Origin of the sequence: Streptomyces coerulescens, assembly GCF_042657965.1 — a bacterium.
GTDB classification, from domain to species: Bacteria; Actinomycetota; Actinomycetes; order Streptomycetales; family Streptomycetaceae; genus Streptomyces; species Streptomyces coerulescens.
Map to the genome: position 1 here is coordinate 327,716 of NZ_JBHSKM010000024.1, position 20,143 is coordinate 347,858.

General features: G+C 72.0%; 17 protein-coding genes. 14 read left to right on the forward strand and 3 right to left on the reverse strand.

Annotated elements, in window-relative coordinates:
• The first annotated feature begins 33 nt into the window (after window positions 1-33).
• From ACFPQ9_RS30995 to ACFPQ9_RS31025, 7 genes are all read left to right on the forward strand, one after another.
• Entirely contained in the window at window positions 34-1,098 is a 1,065-nt protein-coding gene (locus ACFPQ9_RS30995) for an ABC transporter substrate-binding protein (RefSeq protein WP_380860738.1), read from the forward strand.
• A 2-nt stretch (window positions 1,099-1,100) separates the two neighbouring features.
• Window positions 1,101-2,186, forward strand: a complete 1,086-nt coding sequence (locus ACFPQ9_RS31000; protein WP_380860740.1) for a FecCD family ABC transporter permease — start codon at window positions 1,101-1,103, stop codon at window positions 2,184-2,186.
• Window positions 2,187-2,205: 19 nt separating this feature from the next.
• A complete protein-coding gene (locus tag ACFPQ9_RS31005; RefSeq protein ID WP_380860743.1) occupies window positions 2,206-3,108 on the forward strand; it encodes an ABC transporter ATP-binding protein in 903 nt (300 codons plus the stop codon).
• 222 nt (window positions 3,109-3,330) lie between these two features.
• Window positions 3,331-4,683, forward strand: coding sequence for an MFS transporter (locus ACFPQ9_RS31010; protein WP_380860746.1), 1,353 nt, complete (start codon window positions 3,331-3,333; stop codon window positions 4,681-4,683).
• Window positions 4,684-4,696: 13 nt separating this feature from the next.
• Entirely contained in the window at window positions 4,697-6,523 is a 1,827-nt protein-coding gene (gene asnB / locus ACFPQ9_RS31015; RefSeq protein WP_380860749.1) for an asparagine synthase (glutamine-hydrolyzing), read from the forward strand.
• Between the two features lie 15 nt (window positions 6,524-6,538).
• Window positions 6,539-7,783, forward strand: a complete 1,245-nt coding sequence (locus ACFPQ9_RS31020) for a cytochrome P450 family protein (RefSeq protein WP_380860752.1) — start codon at window positions 6,539-6,541, stop codon at window positions 7,781-7,783.
• Between the two features lie 98 nt (window positions 7,784-7,881).
• Window positions 7,882-8,814 carry an L-tyrosine/L-tryptophan isonitrile synthase family protein gene (locus tag ACFPQ9_RS31025; protein WP_380860755.1) on the forward strand — a complete coding sequence of 311 codons (933 nt, stop codon included), beginning with the start codon at window positions 7,882-7,884 and terminating at the stop codon, window positions 8,812-8,814.
• Between the two features lie 4 nt (window positions 8,815-8,818).
• Here ACFPQ9_RS31025 and ACFPQ9_RS31030 read toward each other — a convergent pair whose 3' ends face one another.
• From ACFPQ9_RS31030 to ACFPQ9_RS31040, 3 genes are read right to left on the reverse strand one after another with little or no spacing between them, the layout of a single operon-like run.
• On the reverse strand, window positions 8,819-9,823 hold the full coding sequence (locus tag ACFPQ9_RS31030) for an ABC transporter substrate-binding protein (RefSeq protein WP_380860758.1): 1,005 nt from the start codon (window positions 9,821-9,823) through the stop codon (window positions 8,819-8,821).
• Window positions 9,808-10,590, reverse strand: a complete 783-nt coding sequence (locus ACFPQ9_RS31035; protein WP_380860761.1) for an ABC transporter ATP-binding protein — start codon at window positions 10,588-10,590, stop codon at window positions 9,808-9,810. The genes ACFPQ9_RS31030 and ACFPQ9_RS31035 overlap by 16 nt, the downstream gene beginning before the upstream one ends.
• A gap of 2 nt (window positions 10,591-10,592) precedes the next feature.
• Entirely contained in the window at window positions 10,593-11,708 is a 1,116-nt protein-coding gene (locus ACFPQ9_RS31040) for a FecCD family ABC transporter permease (protein ID WP_380860764.1), read from the reverse strand.
• 288 nt (window positions 11,709-11,996) lie between these two features.
• Between ACFPQ9_RS31040 and ACFPQ9_RS31045 the strand changes: the two genes are divergently transcribed.
• From ACFPQ9_RS31045 to ACFPQ9_RS31075, 7 genes are all read left to right on the forward strand, one after another.
• Window positions 11,997-12,722 carry an ankyrin repeat domain-containing protein gene (locus tag ACFPQ9_RS31045; protein ID WP_380860767.1) on the forward strand — a complete coding sequence of 242 codons (726 nt, stop codon included), beginning with the start codon at window positions 11,997-11,999 and terminating at the stop codon, window positions 12,720-12,722.
• Between the two features lie 210 nt (window positions 12,723-12,932).
• On the forward strand, window positions 12,933-14,330 hold the full coding sequence (locus ACFPQ9_RS31050) for an FAD-binding oxidoreductase (RefSeq protein ID WP_380860770.1): 1,398 nt from the start codon (window positions 12,933-12,935) through the stop codon (window positions 14,328-14,330).
• 114 nt (window positions 14,331-14,444) lie between these two features.
• A complete protein-coding gene (locus ACFPQ9_RS31055) occupies window positions 14,445-15,872 on the forward strand; it encodes a cytochrome P450 (RefSeq protein ID WP_380860773.1) in 1,428 nt (475 codons plus the stop codon).
• A gap of 187 nt (window positions 15,873-16,059) precedes the next feature.
• A complete protein-coding gene (locus ACFPQ9_RS31060; RefSeq protein WP_380861318.1) occupies window positions 16,060-17,538 on the forward strand; it encodes an MFS transporter in 1,479 nt (492 codons plus the stop codon).
• A 61-nt stretch (window positions 17,539-17,599) separates the two neighbouring features.
• A complete protein-coding gene (locus ACFPQ9_RS31065) occupies window positions 17,600-18,793 on the forward strand; it encodes an esterase-like activity of phytase family protein (RefSeq protein ID WP_380860776.1) in 1,194 nt (397 codons plus the stop codon).
• A 178-nt stretch (window positions 18,794-18,971) separates the two neighbouring features.
• Window positions 18,972-19,163 carry a putative ATP-grasp-modified RiPP gene (gene tgmA / locus ACFPQ9_RS31070; RefSeq protein WP_380860779.1) on the forward strand — a complete coding sequence of 64 codons (192 nt, stop codon included), beginning with the start codon at window positions 18,972-18,974 and terminating at the stop codon, window positions 19,161-19,163.
• A 15-nt stretch (window positions 19,164-19,178) separates the two neighbouring features.
• Window positions 19,179-20,132, forward strand: a complete 954-nt coding sequence (locus ACFPQ9_RS31075; protein WP_380860782.1) for an MvdC/MvdD family ATP grasp protein — start codon at window positions 19,179-19,181, stop codon at window positions 20,130-20,132.
• Window positions 20,133-20,143: the final 11 nt, after the last annotated feature.

The window sequence follows — 20,143 nt, forward strand, 5'->3', positions numbered from 1 at the left end:
CCCGTGCGACCAGTGGATACAGGGGAGTTCTCGATGCGTTCTCGTGTGGGGCGGGCCATGACGGCCGCGGTGCTCGGCGGCCTGCTGGCGACAGGCTGCGGCGGCGGGAACGACGGGGCGGCGAACCCCGCCGCCGGCAAGGGCGACTCCGCGGACCACCCGGTCACCGTCACCGACTGCGCGGGCGCGGAGACCACCTTCGCCTCGGCCCCGCAGCGCATCGTCACCAGCAACGCCTCCAGCCTCGAACTGCTGCTCCGGCTGGGCGCCGGGGACAAGGTCGTCGGCACCGGCTTCCCGCCCGGCAAGGGCACCCTGCCGGACGAACTCGACGCGCGGGCACAGCAGGTGAAGGTGCTCAGCGACACCGTCATCCCCAAGGAGAAGCTCCTCGGCTCCGGCGCCGATCTGTACATCGACACCTTCGCCTCGATGAACATGGGCGGCGGCATGGGGGACGCGCCGACCGAGGCGGAGTTCAAGGCCGCCGGCATCAAACACATCTTCCTCAAGTCCACCGCGTGCGCCGCGATGAGCAAGAGCCCGGTCACCGACCTGTCCGCCGTCGAGGACGACATCACCTCCCTCGGCGCGGTCACCGGCACCAGCGCCAGGGCCGGGGAACTCGTCTCCGGCATGAAGAAGAAGGTGGACGCCGTCCGCGAGGCCGTCGCCGCCACGCCCGAGCGGAAGCGGCCCACGTACTTCTTCTTCGACTACGACGCCGGCACCAAGCAGCCCATGGCCGTCTGCAACCGCCAGGTCGCCAACGCCGTCATCACGCTGGCCGGGGCCCGCAACGTCTTCGCCGACTGCGACGGTGACTACAAGCAGGTCGGCTGGGAGGACGTGATCGCGAAGAACCCGGACTGGATCCAGCTCGGGGTGCGCGACCGGGGCAGCGAGGCAGCGAACGACAAGGCCTACGACGAGGCCCGCAAGTGGCTGGAGACGAACTCGGCGACCAAGGGCCTGAAGGCCGTCGAGGAGGGCCGCTTCCTGCGCATCGGCTCCGAGCGGACCACCATCGCCGGGGTCGCCAACGCCGACACCGTCGAGGAGATCGCGAAGACGCTGTACCCCGGCAAGGTCGGCTGACCGTGCTCGACACCCTGGTGCGCCGAAAGGACGCGGCGGATACGCGGGAGAGCCCCCGGACACGCTCCGTGCCCGCCGTGCCGCTGGCACTCGGCCTCGCCCTGGCCCTGCTCGCCGCCCTCACCGCGGCCGTGTCCTGGGGCTCGACGTCCATCCCGGCCGGTGAGGTGTGGAGCGTCGTCGGGCAGCGCCTGTCCGGCGAGGCACCGCGCCCCGGCACCGACGACCTCATCGTCTGGCAACTCCGGGTGCCCCGCGCCCTGTTGGCGGCTCTCGTCGGCGCGGGGCTCGGTCTCGTCGGTACCGCGATGCAGGCCCTTGTACGCAACCCGCTGGCCGACCCGTATTTCCTGGGCATCTCCAACGGGGCCTCCCTCGGCGCCGTCGCCGCGATCGTGCTCGGCCTCGGCGTGGGCGGCACGTTCGGGCTCGGACTGTCGGGCGCGGCGTTCGCCGGAGCCCTCGGCACGTTCGCGCTGGTGTGGGCGGTGGCGCGGCGCCGGGGCGGATTCGCGCCGCTGCGGCTGGTGCTGGCGGGCGTGGCGATCGGGCAGTTCCTGTCCGGGTTCACCAGCTATCTGGTGCTCCAGGCGGGCGACGAGCAGCAGACCCACAGCGTGCTGTTCTGGCTCATGGGCAGCCTGAGCGGCGCGAGTTGGCCGCTGCTCGCCGCGCCCGCCGTCGCCGTGCCCGTCACACTGGTCTGGCTCCAGGCACGCGCCCGCGGCCTCAACGCCCTCATCATGGGCGACGAGACCGCGGCCGGACTCGGCGTCGACGCCACCCGGCTGCGCCGGGAACTGTTCACCCTCACCAGCCTGCTGACCGGCGTACTCGTCGCCGTCTCCGGCGCCATCGCCTTCGTCGCGCTCATGGTGCCGCACGCCTGCCGCCTGATCGTCGGCGGTGACCACCGGCGGCTGCTGCCGGTCTCGGCACTGTTCGGCGCGCTGCTCCTGGTCGTCGTCGACATCGTGTGCCGCACCGCCATGGACACCCAGGAGCTGCCGGTCGGCGTGGTCACGTCCCTCATCGGGGCACCGGCGCTGCTGTATCTGCTGGACCGACGGCTGGGGAGCGGCAGTTGAGGATCTCGGGGAGCACGACGTGAGGATCGACATCCAGGACCTGCACGTCGCGTACGCGGGCCGTACGGTCGTCGCGGGCGCCCAACTGATCGCGACCGAGGGGGAGATCACCGGCCTCGTCGGCCCGAACGGCAGCGGCAAGTCCACCCTTCTGCGTACCGTGTACCGGCATCTGAAGCCGGTCGCCGGACGGGTCCTGCTGTCCGGCACCGACCTGCGCCGGCTGAGCCCCGCCGAGGCGGCCCGCCATGTCGCGGCGCTTCCGCAGGAGCGGGGCGGCGACTTCGAGTTGACCGTCCGCGAGGTCGTCGCCATGGGCCGTACGCCCTACAAGCGGGCCTTCGCCGGGGAGGACACCACCGACCGGGACGTCGTCGCCCGTGCCCTCGCCGACGTAGGCATGGAGCGGCACACCGGGCGCCGGTTCACGGAACTGTCCGGCGGGGAGCGTCAACGCGTCCTGCTGGCCCGAGCCTTCGCCCAGCAGCCGGACGTTCTCGTCCTGGACGAGCCCACCAACCACCTCGACATCCGCCACCAGGTCGAACTGCTCGCCCTGCTCCGGGCGGACCGCCGGACGACCCTGGTGTCGCTGCACGACCTCAACGCCGCCGCCTCCGTCTGCGACCGGCTGCACGTCCTGCACGACGGCCAGGTGGTCGCCTCCGGTCCGCCCCGCGAGGTGCTGCGGCCCGCCCTGCTGGCCGAGGTGTTCGGCGTACGGGCGACCGTCGTGGACCATCCGCTGACCGGCGACCCGCTGATCGCCTTCGATCACCGGTCCCCCGCGGCCGGCCCGGACGACGAGGCGGTCCCCGTCTCGGCCCGAGCGGTGTCCCGGGAGCCGGTCCCGGGCGGTCGCACCCGTGAGCGCCCACGATCGCGAAAGGCAGCGAACCATGAGCGTCATCAAGGGCATTGAGGGCCCTTTCACGCTGGTCGCGGAGGCCAGGTCCGGCAAGCTCGACGGTATCGGCGCGCCCTGATGCCGTAGTGCGCGGACGGCCCCCGCACGGTCGTGGGGACGGAACCCCGCATTCTTCATATTTACGGCCATGTCCGGGAACTGAGCCCGCAGCGCCTCCGACCTCTGGAAGTGAGGCTGCCGCACGGCAGCCGGCCAGGAGAGGGAGGGGGCGCGAGGGTGACGAACCGGTGGGTTCTCGTGGCCGTCGCGGGCGCGCTGTCGTTCGTGGCCATGCTCGACATGAACATCGTCAATGTGGCGCTGGCCGACATCTCCACGGGACTGCACGTCTCGGCCGCGACGGCGCAATGGGCGGCGCTGGGCTACCAACTCCCGGTCGTCGCACTGCTGTTGCCGGTCGGCCGCTGGCTGGACGGCGCCGGCACGCGCCCCGCGCTGCTGGCGGCGACCACCGGCTTCGCGACCTGCGGAGCGCTTGCCGCCCTGGCGCCCTGGGCGGCCTGGCTGACGGCGGCCCGGATCGGGCAGGGCGTGTGCGCGGCGGTGCTGTTCGTGCTGATGCCGGTGCTGGTGATCCGTGCCGTACCGCCCGAGGCACGCGGCCGGGCGATGAGCGTGCCCGCGACACTCGGCCCGCTCGGCGCCATGACAGGACCGGCGGTGGGCGGGCTGCTCCTGGACCACCTGGGCTGGCGCTGGGTCTTCCTGGTCAAGCTCCCCTTCTGTCTGCTGGCTCTTGTCCTGGCCCGGAAGGCGATGCCCGACGACGGCCCGTTGCGTGCGCCGGACCGGCGGTTCCTGTCCGACACGCTGCTCGTGGGCGGCGGACTGGCCGTGCTGCTGCTCGCCCTGACGCTGGGAGCCGGCCGTCCGCCGTGGGCTCTGCTCGCGCTCGCCGCGCCGGTGCCGCTGTGGTGGTGGCTGCGCGGGCCCGGTGGCCGTCCGGTGACCGGCGTCCTGCGGGCGGCGGGGTTGTTCCGGGCGCACGGTGCGGTCTTCGCGCTGGCGGCCGCCTTCGCCGCCATGCACTACGTCGTCGCCCTGCACCTCCAGCGGGACGAGGGGGTCAGCGCCACCGCGACCGGGCTGACCGTGCTCGCCTTCCCGCTCGGCATGGGGCTGGCCGGACCGCTCGGCGGCCGGCTCGCGGACCGGTACGGGCTCCGGCCCCTCGCGGTCACCGGTGCCGCCCTCACCGCCGTCGGACTCCTGCTGCTGATCCCGCTCGGCGACGGCTGGTCCCCGCCCGACGTGGCCTGGCGGCTCGCGCTGGCCGGTCTCGGCATGGGGCTGAACGGCGGCCCGACGCAGGCCCTCGTCATGGCCGCGGCCCCACCGGAGCGCACCGCCACCGTCGGCTCGACGGTGCAGGTCGCGCGCAGCCTCGGCTTCACGCTCGGCCCCGCCCTCGCCACCGCGGCCTGGACCCTGACCTGGTCCGGCGCCGGTGCGCGGGCCGGACTGATCCTCGCGGCCGCGGCCGCCTGTCTCGCCGTACCTCTGCTCGCGCTGCCCGGCCGGCCGGGCGCGGCCGTGTCCGAGCGGACCACCGACTCCGTCCCGACCTGATCCAGGAGTTCCCATGTGCGGAATCACCGGCTGGGTGTCCTTCCACCACGACGCCCGCGACCGGGCCCCCGTCATCGAGGCCATGACCGCCGAGCTCTCCCCGCGCGGCCCCGACGCCTCAGGCGTGTGGCTGGGGGAGCGGGCCGCGATCGGCCACCGCCGGCTGGCCGTGATCGACCTCGAAGGCGGGACACAGCCGATGACCGACCGGCCGCACACGCCGACGGCAGTCCTCAGCTACAGCGGCGAGGTCTACAACCACCATGCCCTGCGGGCGGAACTGCGTGGCCGTGGGCACCGGTTCAGCACCCGCAGCGACACCGAGGTCGTGCTGCGTGCCTACGAGGAGTGGGGCGACGGGCTCGCCGACCACCTGGACGGCATGTTCGCCTTCGCCGTCTGGGACGAGCGCGCCCAGCGGCTGCTTCTCGTCCGTGACCGGCTCGGCGTCAAACCGCTGTTCTGGGCGGCCGTCGACGGCGGCCTGGCCTTCGCCTCCGAGCCGAAGGCCCTCTTCCGACACCCCGAGATACGGCCCCGGGTCGACGCGGACGGGCTCCGGGAGGCGTACAGCCTGCTGTTCAACACCGGGCCGACCGTGTGGTCCGGCGTCCGGGAGGTGGAGCCGGGCGGTCTGCTCGTCCTGGACCGCGACGGCATCCACGAACGCCGCTACTGGCGACTGGAGGCGGGCACGCACGACGACGACCGGGACGCCACCGTCGAGCGGATCGGCGACCTGCTCTCGTCGGCCGCCCGCGGTCAGCTGGAGGCCGACGTCCCGCTGTGCAGCCTGCTGTCCGGCGGCATCGACTCCACCGTCCTGACCGCCCTGCTCGCCGACGAACTCCGCCTGCGCGAAGGCCCGGAGGCCCGGATCCGCTCCTACGCCGTCGACTACAGCGACCAGGCCGAGCGATTCACCGGCGACGTCCTGCGCACCGGCCACGACACCCCGTACGCCATCGAGGCGGGCGCGTTCATCGGCACCGACCACAGCACGGTCGTACTGGATCCGCGCGCCCTGCTCGACCCCGAGCACCGCAGGGCCGTCGTCGTGGCCCGTGACTCGCCGATCGGCGTGGGCGACATGGACACCTCCCTGTACCTGCTGTTCGGGGAGATACGGCGGCACTCCACCGTCGCCCTGTCCGGCGAGGCCGCCGACGAGGTCTTCGGCGGCTACCCCTGGTTCCACAACCCCGAGGCGCTGGCCGCCGACACTTTCCCCTGGCTGCTGGTCACCGGCGACGAGGCCGCCATGCCGCTCAACCCCGAACTCGACCTGCGCATCGGCGAGTTCCGCGACGACACCTACCGCACCGCCCTTGCCGCCGTGCCCCACCGAGACGGCGAGAGCCCCGCCGAACACCGGCAGCGCGAGATGCAGCACCTGTCCCTGACCCGCTGGCTGCGCCAACTCCTGCACCGCAAGGACCGGTTGAGCATGGCCCGGGGGCTGGAGGTACGCGTCCCGTACTGCGACCACCGGCTCGTCCAGTACGCCTTCGACGTGCCCTGGGCGCTGAAGAGCTTCGACGGGAGGGAGAAGAGCCTGCTGCGTGGCGCCGGGGCCGGGCTGGCGCCCGACTCGGTCCTGCACCGCCCCAAGAACCACTACCCGGCCACCCACCACCCCGACTACAACCGCGGACTTCAGGACCTGGCCAGGGACGCCCTGTGCGTCGAACAGGTCCGGGCCCTGGCCGACGAGGCGCGCGTCAAGCCCTGCCTCGACACCCCGCCCGAACACCTTCAGTGGGGCCACCGCCTCCGCCTGGAACGCGTCGTCGACCTCGCCCTCTGGCTGGACCACCACCGGCCCGAACTCGCCCTCTGAGGAGTGCCACCACCCATGACCACCCAGGAGCCGCAGCCGCTCACCGACCCGGTGCCGCTGATGGGCTGCCCGTACAAGGCCGACCCCTATCCGCTGTACGAGCGGATGCGCGACGCCGGTCCGGTCCACCGGGTCCTCTTCCCCAGCGGGGTCCGGGCCTGGCTCGTCACCGGATACGACGCCGCCCACGCCGCGCTCAACGACGACCGGCTCGGCAAGGACCACGACCGCGGCAACGACCGCTGGCGCGAGCGCGCCTCGATCATGCCCGAGCCGCAGCACTCCCGGCTCCAGGTCCACCTCCTGCACCAGGACCCGCCGAAGCACACGCACATGCGGCGCTTCGTCACGGATGCGTTCACGCCGCGTCGCGTCGAGGCGCTGACTCCCCGCTTCCAGGAGCTGGCCGACACACTCGTCGACGCCCTCCCGGAGCGCGGGCCCGCCGACCTCGTCGCCGGCTTCGCCGCCCACTTCCCCTTCCAGGTCCTCGCCGAAGTCATCGGCCTGCCGGGCGAGTTGGCGTCGCGCTTCGACCGCGACTGGGGCAAGGTCGTCCAGCCGGTCGGGCCGACGGACCCGGGGCGGCCTCGGTACGAAGCCCGGCTGCACGGCCTGGAGAGCTATATCGCCGAGGTCGTCGCCCACAAGCGGGAGCACGGCGACGACGATCTGCTCGGCCGCCTCGTCGCGGCCCGCGACCAGGGCGCACTGTCCCGGGAAGAGCTCGACTCGATGATCTTCCAGCTGCTGGTCGCGGGCCAGGAGCCGGTCACCAACCAGATCACGACGGCTCTGATCGCCCTGCTCCGCCACCCCGACCAGCTCGCCCGGCTGCGCGACGACCCCGCCCTGATGCCCCGCGCGGTCGAGGAACTCCTGCGCCACGACAGCGCCTTCGAGCTCACCACCTGGCGCTTCTTCGACCAGGACAGCGACCTGTACGGCACCGAGGTCCCGGCCGGGGACTCCGTGATCGTCTCCCTGTGCGCGGCCAACCGCGACCCGCGCCGCTTCCCCGACCCCGACACCCTCGACCTCGACCGCAGCCCCAACCCCCACCTCGCCTTCGGCCACGGCATCCACTTCTGCCCCGGCGCCGCCCTCGCCCGCGCCGAACTCCGTATCGCCCTGGGCACGTTGCTGACCCGCCTGCCCGGTCTCCACCTCGCCATCAGGGACGAGGACATCCAGTGGATCCCAGCGGTCCTCGGCCGCGGCACGCACCACCTGCCCGTCCACTACGACCGACGGCTGTGAGACCGGCACCACCCCGCCGGCCTCACCCCGCCGACCCGACCGCGCCCGGGCCCGCCGAGGCGCCATCCCGCCCTGCCCGCACCCCGTGGAGGAACCACATGCCGCTGACAACCGCACCGGACACCCTCCCCCGAACCACCGGCGCGAGGATCCTGGACCTGCTCCTCGCCCACCACCGCACGACGGACCCGACCCACCCGACGGCCGAGGCGTTCCCCTACCAACTGCGCCGCATCACCGACTTCGTACGCCAGGGAGCCCCCGTCGTCCTCACCCTGCCCGGCTTCCCCTGCAAGTCGCCCAACCCGGCCAAGACCCTGGGCCACCTCCCGGACACGGGTGAACGTCTCTCCCTCGCCTTCCTCGACACCCTGTGCGCCCGGATCGAGGCGATCCATCCACCCGGAGCGCGGGTCGTCATCTGCTCCGACGGCCATGTCTTCGGCGATCTGATCCGCGTCCCCGACGAGCACATCGACGCCTACGCGGACGAACTGCGCGCCCTGATCAGGGAGTCGGACCTGCGCCGCCTCTCCGTCTTCGACCTGCGCGACGTCCTCGGCGACCTCCCGCACGAGGCCAAACGCGCCCACGTCCACGACCGGTACGCCCCCACCCCGGACGCCCTGCGCGCCGAGGTCCGCAGCGACGCGCAGACCCTCGCCCTGTACCGCGGCATCACCCGCTTCCTGGTCGAGGACACCACCGGGTTCACCGGCAGCCGCTCCGCCCTGCAACGCGAGTGCCGCAAGCGGGCGTACGGCGTCATCCAGCGCAGCCGGGCGTGGGGCCGGCTCATCGCCGATCACCATCCGCGGGCCGTACGGCTGTCGATCCATCCGCAGCCGGTGGGCGCCGCGAAGTTCGGGATCCGGCTGCTCGACGCGCCCGACGTGTGGACGACGCCCTGGCACTCCGTCGCCCTGCGCGAGGCCGACGGCGGCTGGACCCTCATGCCCCACGCCAGGGCGCGACGCCTCGGCCGGCTGGTCCACCGCGACGGCAGACCCAGCCATTTCGAGCGGCTGTGACGGCTCAGCGCCGCCCGGCAACCGTCCGCAGATAGGTGCCGAGCCGGGCGATGGCCGACGGATTGCGGGGGCTCTCCACCAGGTCGACGTAGTCCAGGACGAAGATCCGCTTGTGCTTGACTGCGGAGACGTTCCGCAGCGGCCCGTAGGAGAGCAGGAACTTCCGCTTCTGCTCGGCGCTCACCTCGCCGTAGTCGCAGATCACGATGACGTCCGGGTCCCGCTCCACGACCGTCTCCCAGCCCACCGTGGTCCACGAGTCCGCGACGTCGTGCATGACGTTCGTGCCGCCGGCCTCGCTGATGATCTGCTCCGGGGCGGCGAAGCGGCCCGAGGTGAAGGGCTGGTCCTGCCCGCTGTCGTACAGGAACACCTTCGGCCGCCCCGCTCCCGTCGGCGCCTTCGCCCGCACCTGGGCGACCTGCCTCTTGAAGTCGGCGATCAGCGCGGCCGCCCGCTCCTCGACGCCGAACAGCTTCCCGAGGTTGGTGAGGTCGGCGTACAGGGCGTCCAGCGGCGGCATGATGCCGCGCGAGCTGTCCGTACGGCCGTTGCGGCAGGACTCGGTGAGGATGTACGAGGGGATGCCGAGCTTCTTCAGCGCCTCGGGCGTGAAGCCGCCCTCCTCCCGGAAGCCGTAGTTCCAGCCGGCGAAGACGAGATCGGCGCGGGCGTCGAGGACGTTCTCCTTGGTGAGCTGGTCCTTCGACAGCCACTTCACCTTCTCGTAGCCGCCCTTCCACGGCACGCCCGCCAGATCGCCCTTGTCGTCGGGCATCGCGAAGCCGGCCATGCGGTCCTCGAGACCGAGCGCGAACATCAGCTCGGTGATGCCGACGTCGTTGGTGACCACTCGCTCGGGGACCTTGTCGTACGTCACCTTCCGGCCGCAGTTGGTGAGGGAGACCGCCGATGACTCGGCGTCCGCCGGCTTCTCGACCGTGGCTCCGCATCCGGTCGCGGTGACCGTCGCGGCGAGGCAGAGGGCGGTGGCTAGGAGCTTGCGCATGTGGGTCCTTGGGGGAGGAGGTCGAACAGGAGCTGGACCGCGCCGGTCGCCGGATGCCGTACCGGATGGGCACGGACCCCGAAGACATCGGCGAGCAGGTCGGGTCGCAGGACGTCGTGCGGCGGTCCCGACGCGACGATCCGGCCGCCTGCGACGACGTACAGCACGTCGCAGTGCGCGGCGGCGAGGTTGAGGTCGTGCAGCGCGGCCAGCACGGTCAGGCCGCTGGAGCGCACCAGGGACAGCACGTCCAACTGATGCGCGATGTCGAGGTGGTTGGTGGGCTCGTCCAGGACGAGCACCTTCGGCCGCTGCGCGAGCGCCCGCGCGATGAGCACGCGCTGCTTCTCGCCGCCGGACAGGGCGAGGAACCCGCGCCCGGCCAGGTGGTCGACGCCGGTGCGCTCCATGGCGGCGGCGCAGATCTCCCGGTCGGAGGCGGCCGTACGGCCCGGATGCGGCAGCCGCCCCATGGCCACGACCTCGGCGACGGTGAAGTCGAACTCGGCCGATGACTCCTGCGGCAGCGCGGCCAGCACCCGGGCCGTTTCCCGGGGCGCCATGGCGTGCACGTCGTCCCCGTCGAGCCGCACCACGCCCGCTGCCGGACGCAGCGCGCGGTACACACAGCGCAGCAGTGTCGATTTGCCGCTGCCGTTCGGGCCGACGAGCCCGACGAACGCCCCGCTGTCCACGGCGAGTCGGATGTCGTCGACCAGTCGGGCCCCGGCCGCCTCGACCGTGACGCCCTCGATGTCGAGCCGCATGGTCACCGGCCTCCGAACGCATAGCCGCCGCGCCGCATCAGCAGCACGAACGCGGGCACCCCGACGACGGCCGTGATCACGCCGACGGGCAGTTCGGCGGGCGCGAGGAGGAGCCGGGACAGCAGGTCCGCCCACACCAGCAGCACGGCCCCCGCGAGCGGCGCCACGGCCAGCACCCGCCGGTGATCGGCGCCCACCAGCATCCGGACGACGTGCGGCACCATCAGCCCGACGAACCCGATGGCCCCGCTGACCGCCACCACGGTTCCGGTCACGGCGGCGGTGACGAGGAACAACTCCCTGCGCAGCCGGGCGGGTTGGACGCCGAGCGCGGCGGAGGTCTCGTCCCCCATGGCGAGGGCGTTGAGCGACTCGGCCCGCAGCCGCAGCCACGCCCATCCGGCCGCCACGGTCACCGCCGCGAGCGGCACCTGCGCCCAGGTCGCGCCGCCCAGGCTCCCGAGCAGCCACATGATCGCCGACCGGGCCGCCTCACCGCGGGCCGCGCCGAACACCATGACGGTGGTGACGGCCTCGAAGCCGTACGCCAGCGCCGTCCCGGTCAGGATCAGCCGCAGCGGGGTGAGCCCGTGCGGCGACCGGGCCATCGCGTACACCAGCGCCGTCGCCGCGAGTGCCGACGCGAAGGCGGACAGGGACAGCGCCCAGACGCCCAGCCCCGCGAACACGCCCAGCAGGATCACGGCGTTGGCGCCGACCGCGGCACCCGAGGAGATGCCCAGCACGAACGGATCGGCGAGGGCGTTGCGCACCATCGCCTGCACCGCGACACCGACGGCCGCGAGCCCGGCCCCGACGACCGCGCCGAGCACGACACGCGGCAGCCGGATCTCCCAGACGATGGTGTACGCGGCGGCGTCTCCGGCGGCGACGGTCCCGCCGGTCAGCCCGGCCCCGAGCAGTCGGAGGACGTCCGCCCAGCCGATCCCGGCGGCCCCGAGCCCCACACCGCACACCAGCGACACGAGCAGCAGCAGCGTCAGCCCGAGGACGAGGGGTGCGACGGCGAGATGGGCCGTACCGGATCCCGGTGTGGATATCCGTGGCGGACTTCGGTGCACGGGCGGGCGGTCCTTCGCCTGGGGCCGCCTGAACATCGAGCAGGAGACAGCCCGGACGACCGTGCCGGTCGTGCGGTCCCCTCTCGCAGTCCGCGGCGAGCAGTCAACGGGTCGCACCAACCACGGGCGATCGGGCTCACGCGTCAACCAGGAGGGTTCACGCACACACCGTTGCGGGTCAGCGCCGGATTCTCACCGGACTTCCCCCGCGGAAGGCTTCGGGAGCGTAACAGACAGGGGCGCGCGGCCCATGGGGGAGGGCGGGGGAGGGGGGCGGTGTCAGTGCCCCGTGTTATCCAGGTGGGGAACCTGGGAGGTGGCCCGATGCTGCTCGACACGACCGCTCCACTGGCCCGTGCCGTCGTGGAGGCGATCAGGACCGGCAACGCGCCGGCGCTCACGGACCTGCTCACCGCGCAGCCGGGACTGGCCACGGCGCGGGTGGGCAACACACGCACGGCTCGGACCCTGCTGCACATCGTCACGGACTGGCCCGGTCACCTGCCCCACGGGCCCCGGACGGTCGGCGCGCTGGTCGCCGCCGGCGCGGACGTGAACGCCCGCTTCACCGGGGCGCACCGCGAGACCCCGCTGCACTGGGCCGCCAGCTGCGACGACGTGCCCGTCCTGGACGCCCTGCTCGACCTGGGCGCCGACATCGAGGCCGACGGCGGCGTCATCGGCGACGGCACGCCGATGGCGGACGCGGTGGCCTTCGGGCAGTGGAACTGCGCGCGGCGCCTGCTGGAGCGCGGCGCCCGCACCACCCTGTGGCAGGCCGCTGCCCTCGGCGAAGCCGACCGCGTCGCCGCCCGCTTCGCCTCCGACACCGACCGGCCCGGCGCCGAGGACGTCACCGCCGCGCTGTGGTGCGCCTGCCACGGCGGGCAGCAGCACATCGCCGACTACCTGCTGCGACGGGGCGGTGACGTCAACTGGATCGGCCACGACCGGCTGACCGCCCTGGACGCCGCCCACCGCGAGGGCCACCACGCACTCGTGACATGGCTGCGCGAACAGGGGGCGAAGTCCGCCGAGGAGTTGGTCTGACGCCCGACGTGCGCCCGGCCACCGAGGGGTGAAGACTGGGACTCGGCGGGGTGATTCCGCTCTGCCACGTATCGACACATCGGTACATCGGAACATCGATACATCGACACGAGGTGCGAACGGATCCGCGCACCACGCCCCCGCAGCCCGCCCGGACGTCAGGCGCCGTCATCCGTCCGCGGCTCAGCGTCCTGACACAGGGAGCCGGCCATGGGCGGCATCAACGGAACAGCACTGGAAGGTCTGCGCGAGGGGCTGCGGGGACCCGTGATCACCGCGCACGACCCCGGCTACGACGAGGCCCGCGCACTCTACAACGCCATGATCGACCGGCGTCCCGCGGCCATCGCGCAGTGCGTGGACGTCGCGGACGTGCGGACCGTGATCTCCGCCGCCAGGGAAACCGGGGTCGAGCTCGCGGTGCGCGGCGGCGGCCACAGCGGACCCGGTCTGTGCATGATCGACGACGCGCTCGTCCTCGACCTGTCGACCATGCGCGGCGTGCGCGTGGACCCCGCCGCCATGACCGCACAGGTCGCCGGCGGCGCCCAGCTCGGCGACCTCGACCACGCGGCCCACACGTTCGGCCTGGCCGTGCCCACCGGCATCATCTCGATGACGGGCGTGGGGGGCCTCACCCTCGGCGGCGGCCACGGCCATCTGACCCGCAGGTACGGCCTGACCATCGACAGCCTGCTCTGCGCCGACGTCGTCCTCGCCGACGGAACCTTCGTCACCGCGTCCGAGGACGAGCACCCCGACCTGTTCTGGGCGCTGCGGGGTGGCGGCGGGAACTTCGGCGTCGTCACGTCGTTCACCTTCCGGCTGCACCCGGTCGACACCGTCGGAGTCGCGGTCACGGTGTGGCCGGTCGATCGCACGCCCGAAGTGCTGCGCTGGTACCGGGAGTTCCTGCCCGCCACGCCGCAGGACCTCAACGGCTTCTTCACCCTGTTCACGATCCCGCCCGGACCGCCGTTCCCCGAGCCGATCCACGGGCAGAAGATGTGCGGCGTCGTCTGGTGCTACACCGGCGACCTGGCGGGCGACAGTCTGGAGCAGGCGCTCGCCCCGGTGAACGAACCGGCGCCGTCCGCCTTCCACTTCACCACGCCGATGCCCTACCCCGCCCTCCAGGGCATGTTCGACGAGCTGATCCCGAAGGGCTACCAGTGGTACTGGCGCGGCGACTTCTTCGACGCGATCTCCGACGCCTCGATCGACGTCCACCACAAGTACGGCGAGAACCTCCCCTCCGAGCTGTCCCTGATGCACCTGTATCCCGTGGACGCCGCGGCCCACCAGGTCGGCGGCGACGACACGGCCTGGGCCTACCGGGACGCCGTGTGGTCCGCGGTGATCGCCGGCGTCGACCCGGATCCCGCCAACGCCGAGGCGATAAAGCAGTGGAGCGTCGACTACTGGACCGATCTGCATCCGCACTCCATGGGCGGCTCCTACATCAACTTCATCGGCGAGGGAGAGAGCACCGACCGGGTCCGCGCGACGTACCGTGGCCACTACGACCGGCTCGCCGCGGCCAAGCACACCTACGACCCGGACAACTTCTTCCACGCCAACCAGAACATCCCGCCGGCCACCGGCTGACGCCCCCTCGCCCCGTCGTTCACCCGGCAGGCCGCCTGGGGTAGGGTCCCCACGGATGTTCGGCTACTCACTGGTAGTACGCCGGTGCGGGGAGTGTCGGAGGGCGGCAGGGCGATGGAATCGCAGTGGGGCGAGGGCGCATCCGTGGGCGTCGACGGCACACGCCTGGAGGAGTTGACCCGCGAACCACTGCTGACCCGCGACTACGAGACCCGCCCCTCCCTCGTGTACGAGCGGCTCAGGCAACAGCACGGCCCCGTCGCACCCGTCGACCTGCTGGGCGTCCCCGCATGGCTCGTCCTCGGCTACCGCGAGGCCCTCCAGGTGCTCCAGGACGACCAGGGCTGGCCGAAGGGCCTGGAGAACTGGCGGGCCCGCACCGACGGCGAAGTGCCCGCCGACTGGCCGCTCGGACCGTCCCTCGAGGTCAACCACGTACTGATCCAGGGCGGCCCCGGATATCCCTCGCTGCGCACGGCGTGGGACGCGGCGCTCAAGCCCTTCCAGGATCCCGGCCGCCCGCAGGCCAAGCGGCTCAAGGCGGCCGTGACCGCCTACGCCGACGAACTGATCACCCTCGTAGGGCAGGGCGGCGGCACGGGTGTCGCGGACCTGTCCGCGCAGTTCTCCCGGCCGCTGCCCCTGATGGTCGCCAGCCATCTGCTGGGCTTCCCCGGATCGCAGGGTGATGACGCACTGATGGACATGTGGCGGGTCCTGGACGCGGGACCCGACGCCGAGCCCGCCCTGGACCGGCTGCTGGCGACACTCGCCGAACTGGCGGCCGTGAAGCTGGAGAGACCGGGCGACGACTTCCCCTCCCACCTGCTGGCCGCGCACCCCGGGCTCGCGCTCGAGGAGCTGGCCCGTGAGCTGTTCATGCTGCTCGGGATGGTCTCCGACCACGTCGGCATCCTCATGTCCAACACCGTCGTCGAGGTCATCTCCGGCGACGGCGGCGGCGTCCGGGCGAGCCTGTCGGCCGGGATGATCCGGGAGACGATGAACCGGGTGGTCATGCGCAAGCCGCCGCTGGTGAACTTCGTCCCGCGCTTCGCCGCCGCGGACACCCCGCTCGGCAACCACACGATCCGCGCGGGCGATCCGGTGTGGGTGTCCTCCGCCGCCGCGCACGCCGACCCGCTGTTCGCCGACCATGTCGCGCCGAGCAGCACGATCAGCACCCGGGCGCACCTGTCGTGGGGCGCGGGCCCTCGCCAGTGCCCGGCCAGGGAGCTCGCCTCGACGGTCGCCGCCGTCGGCGTGGGCCGGCTCTTCGAGCGGTTCTCCCATCTGGAACTCGCGCTTCCCGCCGACCAACTGCCGTGGCGCTCCTCGCCGTTCATGCGCGGTCTGCGCTCCCTGCCCGTACGGTACGAACTCGCGCCCGGGACCGAGCGGCTCGCGGCGCCCGGACCCACCCCGGCCCTGCCGGCGGTGCCGGAGCCGGACGCCGCCGAGCCGGTGCTGCCGGACCGGTCCGCCCGGCAGCGCTCGTCGCTGTGGCGCTACCTCACGGGGCTGATCCGCGGGGGCCGCTGACCGGCCCGAGCCGTCCGCCCCGTGATCGACTGGAGGCCCGTCCGGCACCGGCGTACCGTCGAATGGTGGCGGGAGACGACCACCGAACACCCGCCCACGGCGCGATGCGATGAGCAACCCGGAGCCGACCCCCGAAGCGCGGCTCACCCCGCAGGAGACGGAGCGGAGTGATGGCCGCGGCAGCGGTATGGCGCTGCTGGTCATCGCCTCCTGTCAGCTGATGGTGGTGCTCGACATCACCATCGTGAACATCGCCCTGCCGCACATCCAGCGCTCGCTCGACTTCTCCACGACCAGCCTGTCCTGGGTGGTGAACGCCTACACGCTCACCTTCGGCGGACTGCTGCTGCTCGGCGGCAGGATGGGCGACATCCTCGGCAGACGACGGGTGTTCATCTTCGGTGTCCTGCTGTTCGTCCTCGCCTCGCTGCTCGGCGGACTGTCCCAGAACTCCTGGGAACTCCTCGCCGCCCGCGCCCTCCAGGGAGTCGGCGGCGCCATCGCGTCCCCGACCTCTCTCGCCCTGATCAGTACGACGTTCCGCGAAGGACCCGAACGCAACCGGGCGTTCGGAGTCTTCGCAGCGGTCTCCGCGGGCGGCGGAGCGATCGGGCTGCTGGCCGGCGGGATGCTCGTCGAGTGGCTCAACTGGCGCTGGGTCCTCTTCGTCAACGTGCCCATCGGGCTGCTCATCGTGCTCGCCACCCCGCGCTACATCCGGGAGTCCGAGCGCCACGCCGGGCACTTCGACATAGCGGGCGCGCTGACCTCCACCGTCGGCATGGTGCTGCTGGTGTACGGGTTCATCCGGGCCGCGCAGGACGGCTGGCGGGACCCGCTCACCCTCGGCTCGTTCGGGGCGGCCGTGGTCTTCCTGATCCTGTTCGTCCTGGTCGAGCAGCGCTCCAGACAGCCGATCACGCCCCTGCACATGTTCGCCGACCGCAACCGAGCCGGCACGTACGGCATCATGCTGAGCCTGGCCGCCGCGATCTTCGGCATGTTCTTCTTCCTCACGCTCTTCGTGCAGGACGTGCTGGACTTCAGCCCGCTCCAGGCCGGCCTCGCCTTCCTTCCGGTGAGTGCGGTGATCGCGGTGGGCGCGGGGCTCGCTTCCCAACTCCTGCCGAAGTACGGGCCCAAGCCGTTCATGGTGACGGGCGCGCTCCTGGCCGCCGCCGGCCTGGGCTGGCTGACCCTGACCGACGTCGACTCCACCTACCTCGGCAGCATCCTCGGCCCGATGCTCGTCTTCAGCCTCGGCATGGGCATGGAGTTCGTGTCCCTGACCCTGATGGCGCTGTCCAACGTGACCGTCCAGGAGACCGGCGCCGCCTCCGGACTGCTCAACGCCACGCAGCAGGTGGGCGGTTCGCTGGGGCTGTCCATCCTGGTCACGACGTTCGGCACGGCGAGCCGTAATGAGGCTGAGAAACAGATGGCCGCCTTCCGGGCCGAGGCTACTCCCGCGGAGCGGCTGAGCTTCCAACGCACTGGGCAGCTCCCGTCCCCCTGGGGCGACGAGATCCTCACCTCGGGCGTCTCGGCCGCCTTCGTCGCGGCCGCGATCTTCACCGCCATCGCCGCGGTGATCGCCCTGGTCGTCATCCAGGTCCGCCCCTCCGACCTGGAGCGGCTCCAGGGCGGTGGGATGCCGACACCCTGAGACCGGGGCTCGACGTCTGCCGTTGGCGCGTCCGTCACCCGACGCTCTTACTGTGCGCGCCATGAGAAGACTTTCGATCATGGTCACTGCCGCGGTGCTGACCGCCGGCCTCGCGGCTCCCGCGGTGGCCCACCCCGGCGGTACCGGCTACGGCCGCGCCACGCTGACCGGCTTCGCCTCGCTGCCGGCCGAGACGTTCGTGCCGGACAGCGAGCCGTCCGGCGCCGCCATCGGCGCGGGCCCCTTCAACGGGATCGCGGCGCCCTTCGCGCACCAGCCGGTGCAGGGCTTCAGCGGTGTGGTGAACCGGCGCGACGGCACCTTCGACGTGCTATCGGACAACGGCTACGGCAACAAGGCCAACAGCGCCGACTTCCTGCTCCGCGTGCACCGCATCAAGCCGGACACGCGCACGGGCAAGGTCGAGGTGCTCGGCGGATTCAACCTGAGCGACCCCGACCGCCAGGTGCCGTTCGCGCTGACGCGGGCGGACCGGGTGCTCACCGGCGCCGACTTCGACGTCGAGTCGATCCAGCGGATGCCCGACGGCACGTACTGGATCGGCGACGAGTTCGGCCCCTGGCTGCTGCACTTCTCTGCCAAGGGCCGCCTCCTTCAGGCCCCGATCGCGCTGGACGGCGTGCGGGCCCCGGAGAACCCGTACCTGAACGGCGCCCAGCCGAACATAGCGAGCAGCAAGGGCTTCGAGGGCCTCGTCCGCTCCGTCGACGGCCGTCACCTCTACCCGCTCCTGGAGGGCACGGTCACCGGAGACACCCCCGGTGACCTGCGGTTCAGCGAGTTCGATGTGCGCCGGGGCAAGTACACCGGCAAGCGGTACGTCTACCGTCTGGAGTCGACCGCGAACGCCATCGGCGACGCCATCGCCGTCGATCGGCACCGGTTCCTGGTCATCGAGCGCGACGGCGGGCAGGGCGACACGGCCGAGTTCAAGCGGATCTACCTGGCCGACACCCGGGACCGTGACGGCGACGGCCTGATGGACAAGACCCTGGTCGCCGACCTGCTGGACATCGCCAACCCCAAGGGGCTCGGCGGCTTCGGGGAGACGTTCCGCTTCCCGTTCCAGACGATCGAGGACGTGAACCTCGTCGACGACCGCACGCTCGCGGTCCTCAACGACAACAACTTCCCGTTCTCCTCGGGCCGTACGGCCGGCAAGGCCGACGACAACGAGTTCATCACCATCCGGCTCTCGGCGCCGCTGCACGCCGACCAGCGCGCATTCCGCTGACCGAGCGGCTCCTGTGACAGTTGCGGCCTTCCCTTCGATGAATGAATCGCGGGGAAGGCGTGCAACTGGTGATGCTGATGTGACGACCTTCACCCCGTTGTGGCGGAAAGTGATGAATTCCTTACGCAAGAAGCGCGTAAGTGACGGTAATCCAAGCAACGCGACACGGAGGTTTAAAGTGCAACCGTTCACCCTCAAGTACGCCTTCCCCAGGGGCGTTTCCGCCGCGGTGACGCCGTATCACTTCGACCCGGCGCGGCAGCTGAACATGCTGCCCAACGGCCGCCCCGCCGTCAGCGACCCGGAACTCCTGCTCGCGGCCGGCACGACGACGTCCACCGCCGGGTCCGCGACCCACTTCGACGACTGACGAACCGGGCCGCGCATGACGGTTCTGATCCTGACGTCCGAGGAGGACGTGACCGCCGACATGGTGGTGTCGAAGCTGCACGGGACGGGGACGCCCGTGCTGCGCCTCGACCCCGCCGACCTGCCGGGCAAGGCCGTGCTGTCCGCCGACTACGCCCACGGCGACTTCGACGGCCACCTGTCCGTCAACGGACATGTGCTCAGCATGGGAGGTCTGCGCTCCATCTGGGTGCGCAGACCCGGCGAACCGGCCGCCCACGCGGCCGACCCCTCGCCCTGGCTGACCGCCGAGACCCGACAGGCGCTGTACGGGATGCTCCACTCCGCCGCCGCACGGTGGATGAACCATCCGCGCAGCGCCGACCAGGCCCGGCTGAAGCCCTGGCAACTGAGGGTCGCCCACCTCAGCGGCTTCGCCGTACCGCCGACGGTCTTCACCACGTCACCCCGGCTGGCCCGCGAGTTCGTCGAGGAACACCGGGACGTCGTGGTGAAGTCCGCCTCGGGGCCGCCGTCCGGCGAACCGGCGCTGGCCCTGCCGACCACCCTCATCGGCCCCGACGCGGACTTCTCCGCCGTCGCGGCCGGGCCCGCGCTGCTCCAGCGGTACATCCCCAAGCGCGCCGACATCCGCCTGACCTGCGTCGGCCCCCGGCTGTTCGCCGCACGCAAGACCGCGGAGCCGGGGCAGGTCGACGGCCGCTACGGCGACACCGGGCACGGGTGGGAGCCGGTCCCGGTCCCCGAGCGCATCGGCAAGTCGGTGCACGAGTACGTCACCCAGGCCGGACTGGCGTACGCGGCCTTCGACTTCGCCGAGGACGAGGACGGCATCTGGTGGTTCCTGGAGTGCAACCAGGGCGGCCAGTTCGGCTTCGTCGAACTCGAGACCGGCCAGCCGATCTCGGAGACCGTCGCCCTGTGGCTGGCGCAGTGGAGATCGGACCGCAACCCTGTTCGACTACGTTGAGGAGAGCAGCG

Coding starts and splice junctions, on each gene's coding strand:
- ACFPQ9_RS30995 (WP_380860738.1), top strand. CDS start 34: ATGCGTTCTCGTGTGGGGCGGGCCATGACGGCCGCGGTGCTCGGCGGC.
- ACFPQ9_RS31060 (WP_380861318.1), top strand. CDS start 16,060: ATGGCGCTGCTGGTCATCGCCTCCTGTCAGCTGATGGTGGTGCTCGAC.
- ACFPQ9_RS31020 (WP_380860752.1), top strand. CDS start 6,539: ATGACCACCCAGGAGCCGCAGCCGCTCACCGACCCGGTGCCGCTGATG.
- ACFPQ9_RS31055 (WP_380860773.1), top strand. CDS start 14,445: ATGGAATCGCAGTGGGGCGAGGGCGCATCCGTGGGCGTCGACGGCACA.
- ACFPQ9_RS31075 (WP_380860782.1), top strand. CDS start 19,179: ATGACGGTTCTGATCCTGACGTCCGAGGAGGACGTGACCGCCGACATG.
- ACFPQ9_RS31065 (WP_380860776.1), top strand. CDS start 17,600: ATGAGAAGACTTTCGATCATGGTCACTGCCGCGGTGCTGACCGCCGGC.
- ACFPQ9_RS31045 (WP_380860767.1), top strand. CDS start 11,997: ATGCTGCTCGACACGACCGCTCCACTGGCCCGTGCCGTCGTGGAGGCG.
- ACFPQ9_RS31025 (WP_380860755.1), top strand. CDS start 7,882: ATGCCGCTGACAACCGCACCGGACACCCTCCCCCGAACCACCGGCGCG.
- asnB (WP_380860749.1), top strand. CDS start 4,697: ATGTGCGGAATCACCGGCTGGGTGTCCTTCCACCACGACGCCCGCGAC.
- ACFPQ9_RS31030 (WP_380860758.1), bottom strand. CDS start 9,823: ATGCGCAAGCTCCTAGCCACCGCCCTCTGCCTCGCCGCGACGGTCACC.
- ACFPQ9_RS31040 (WP_380860764.1), bottom strand. CDS start 11,708: ATGTTCAGGCGGCCCCAGGCGAAGGACCGCCCGCCCGTGCACCGAAGT.
- ACFPQ9_RS31035 (WP_380860761.1), bottom strand. CDS start 10,590: ATGCGGCTCGACATCGAGGGCGTCACGGTCGAGGCGGCCGGGGCCCGA.
- ACFPQ9_RS31050 (WP_380860770.1), top strand. CDS start 12,933: ATGGGCGGCATCAACGGAACAGCACTGGAAGGTCTGCGCGAGGGGCTG.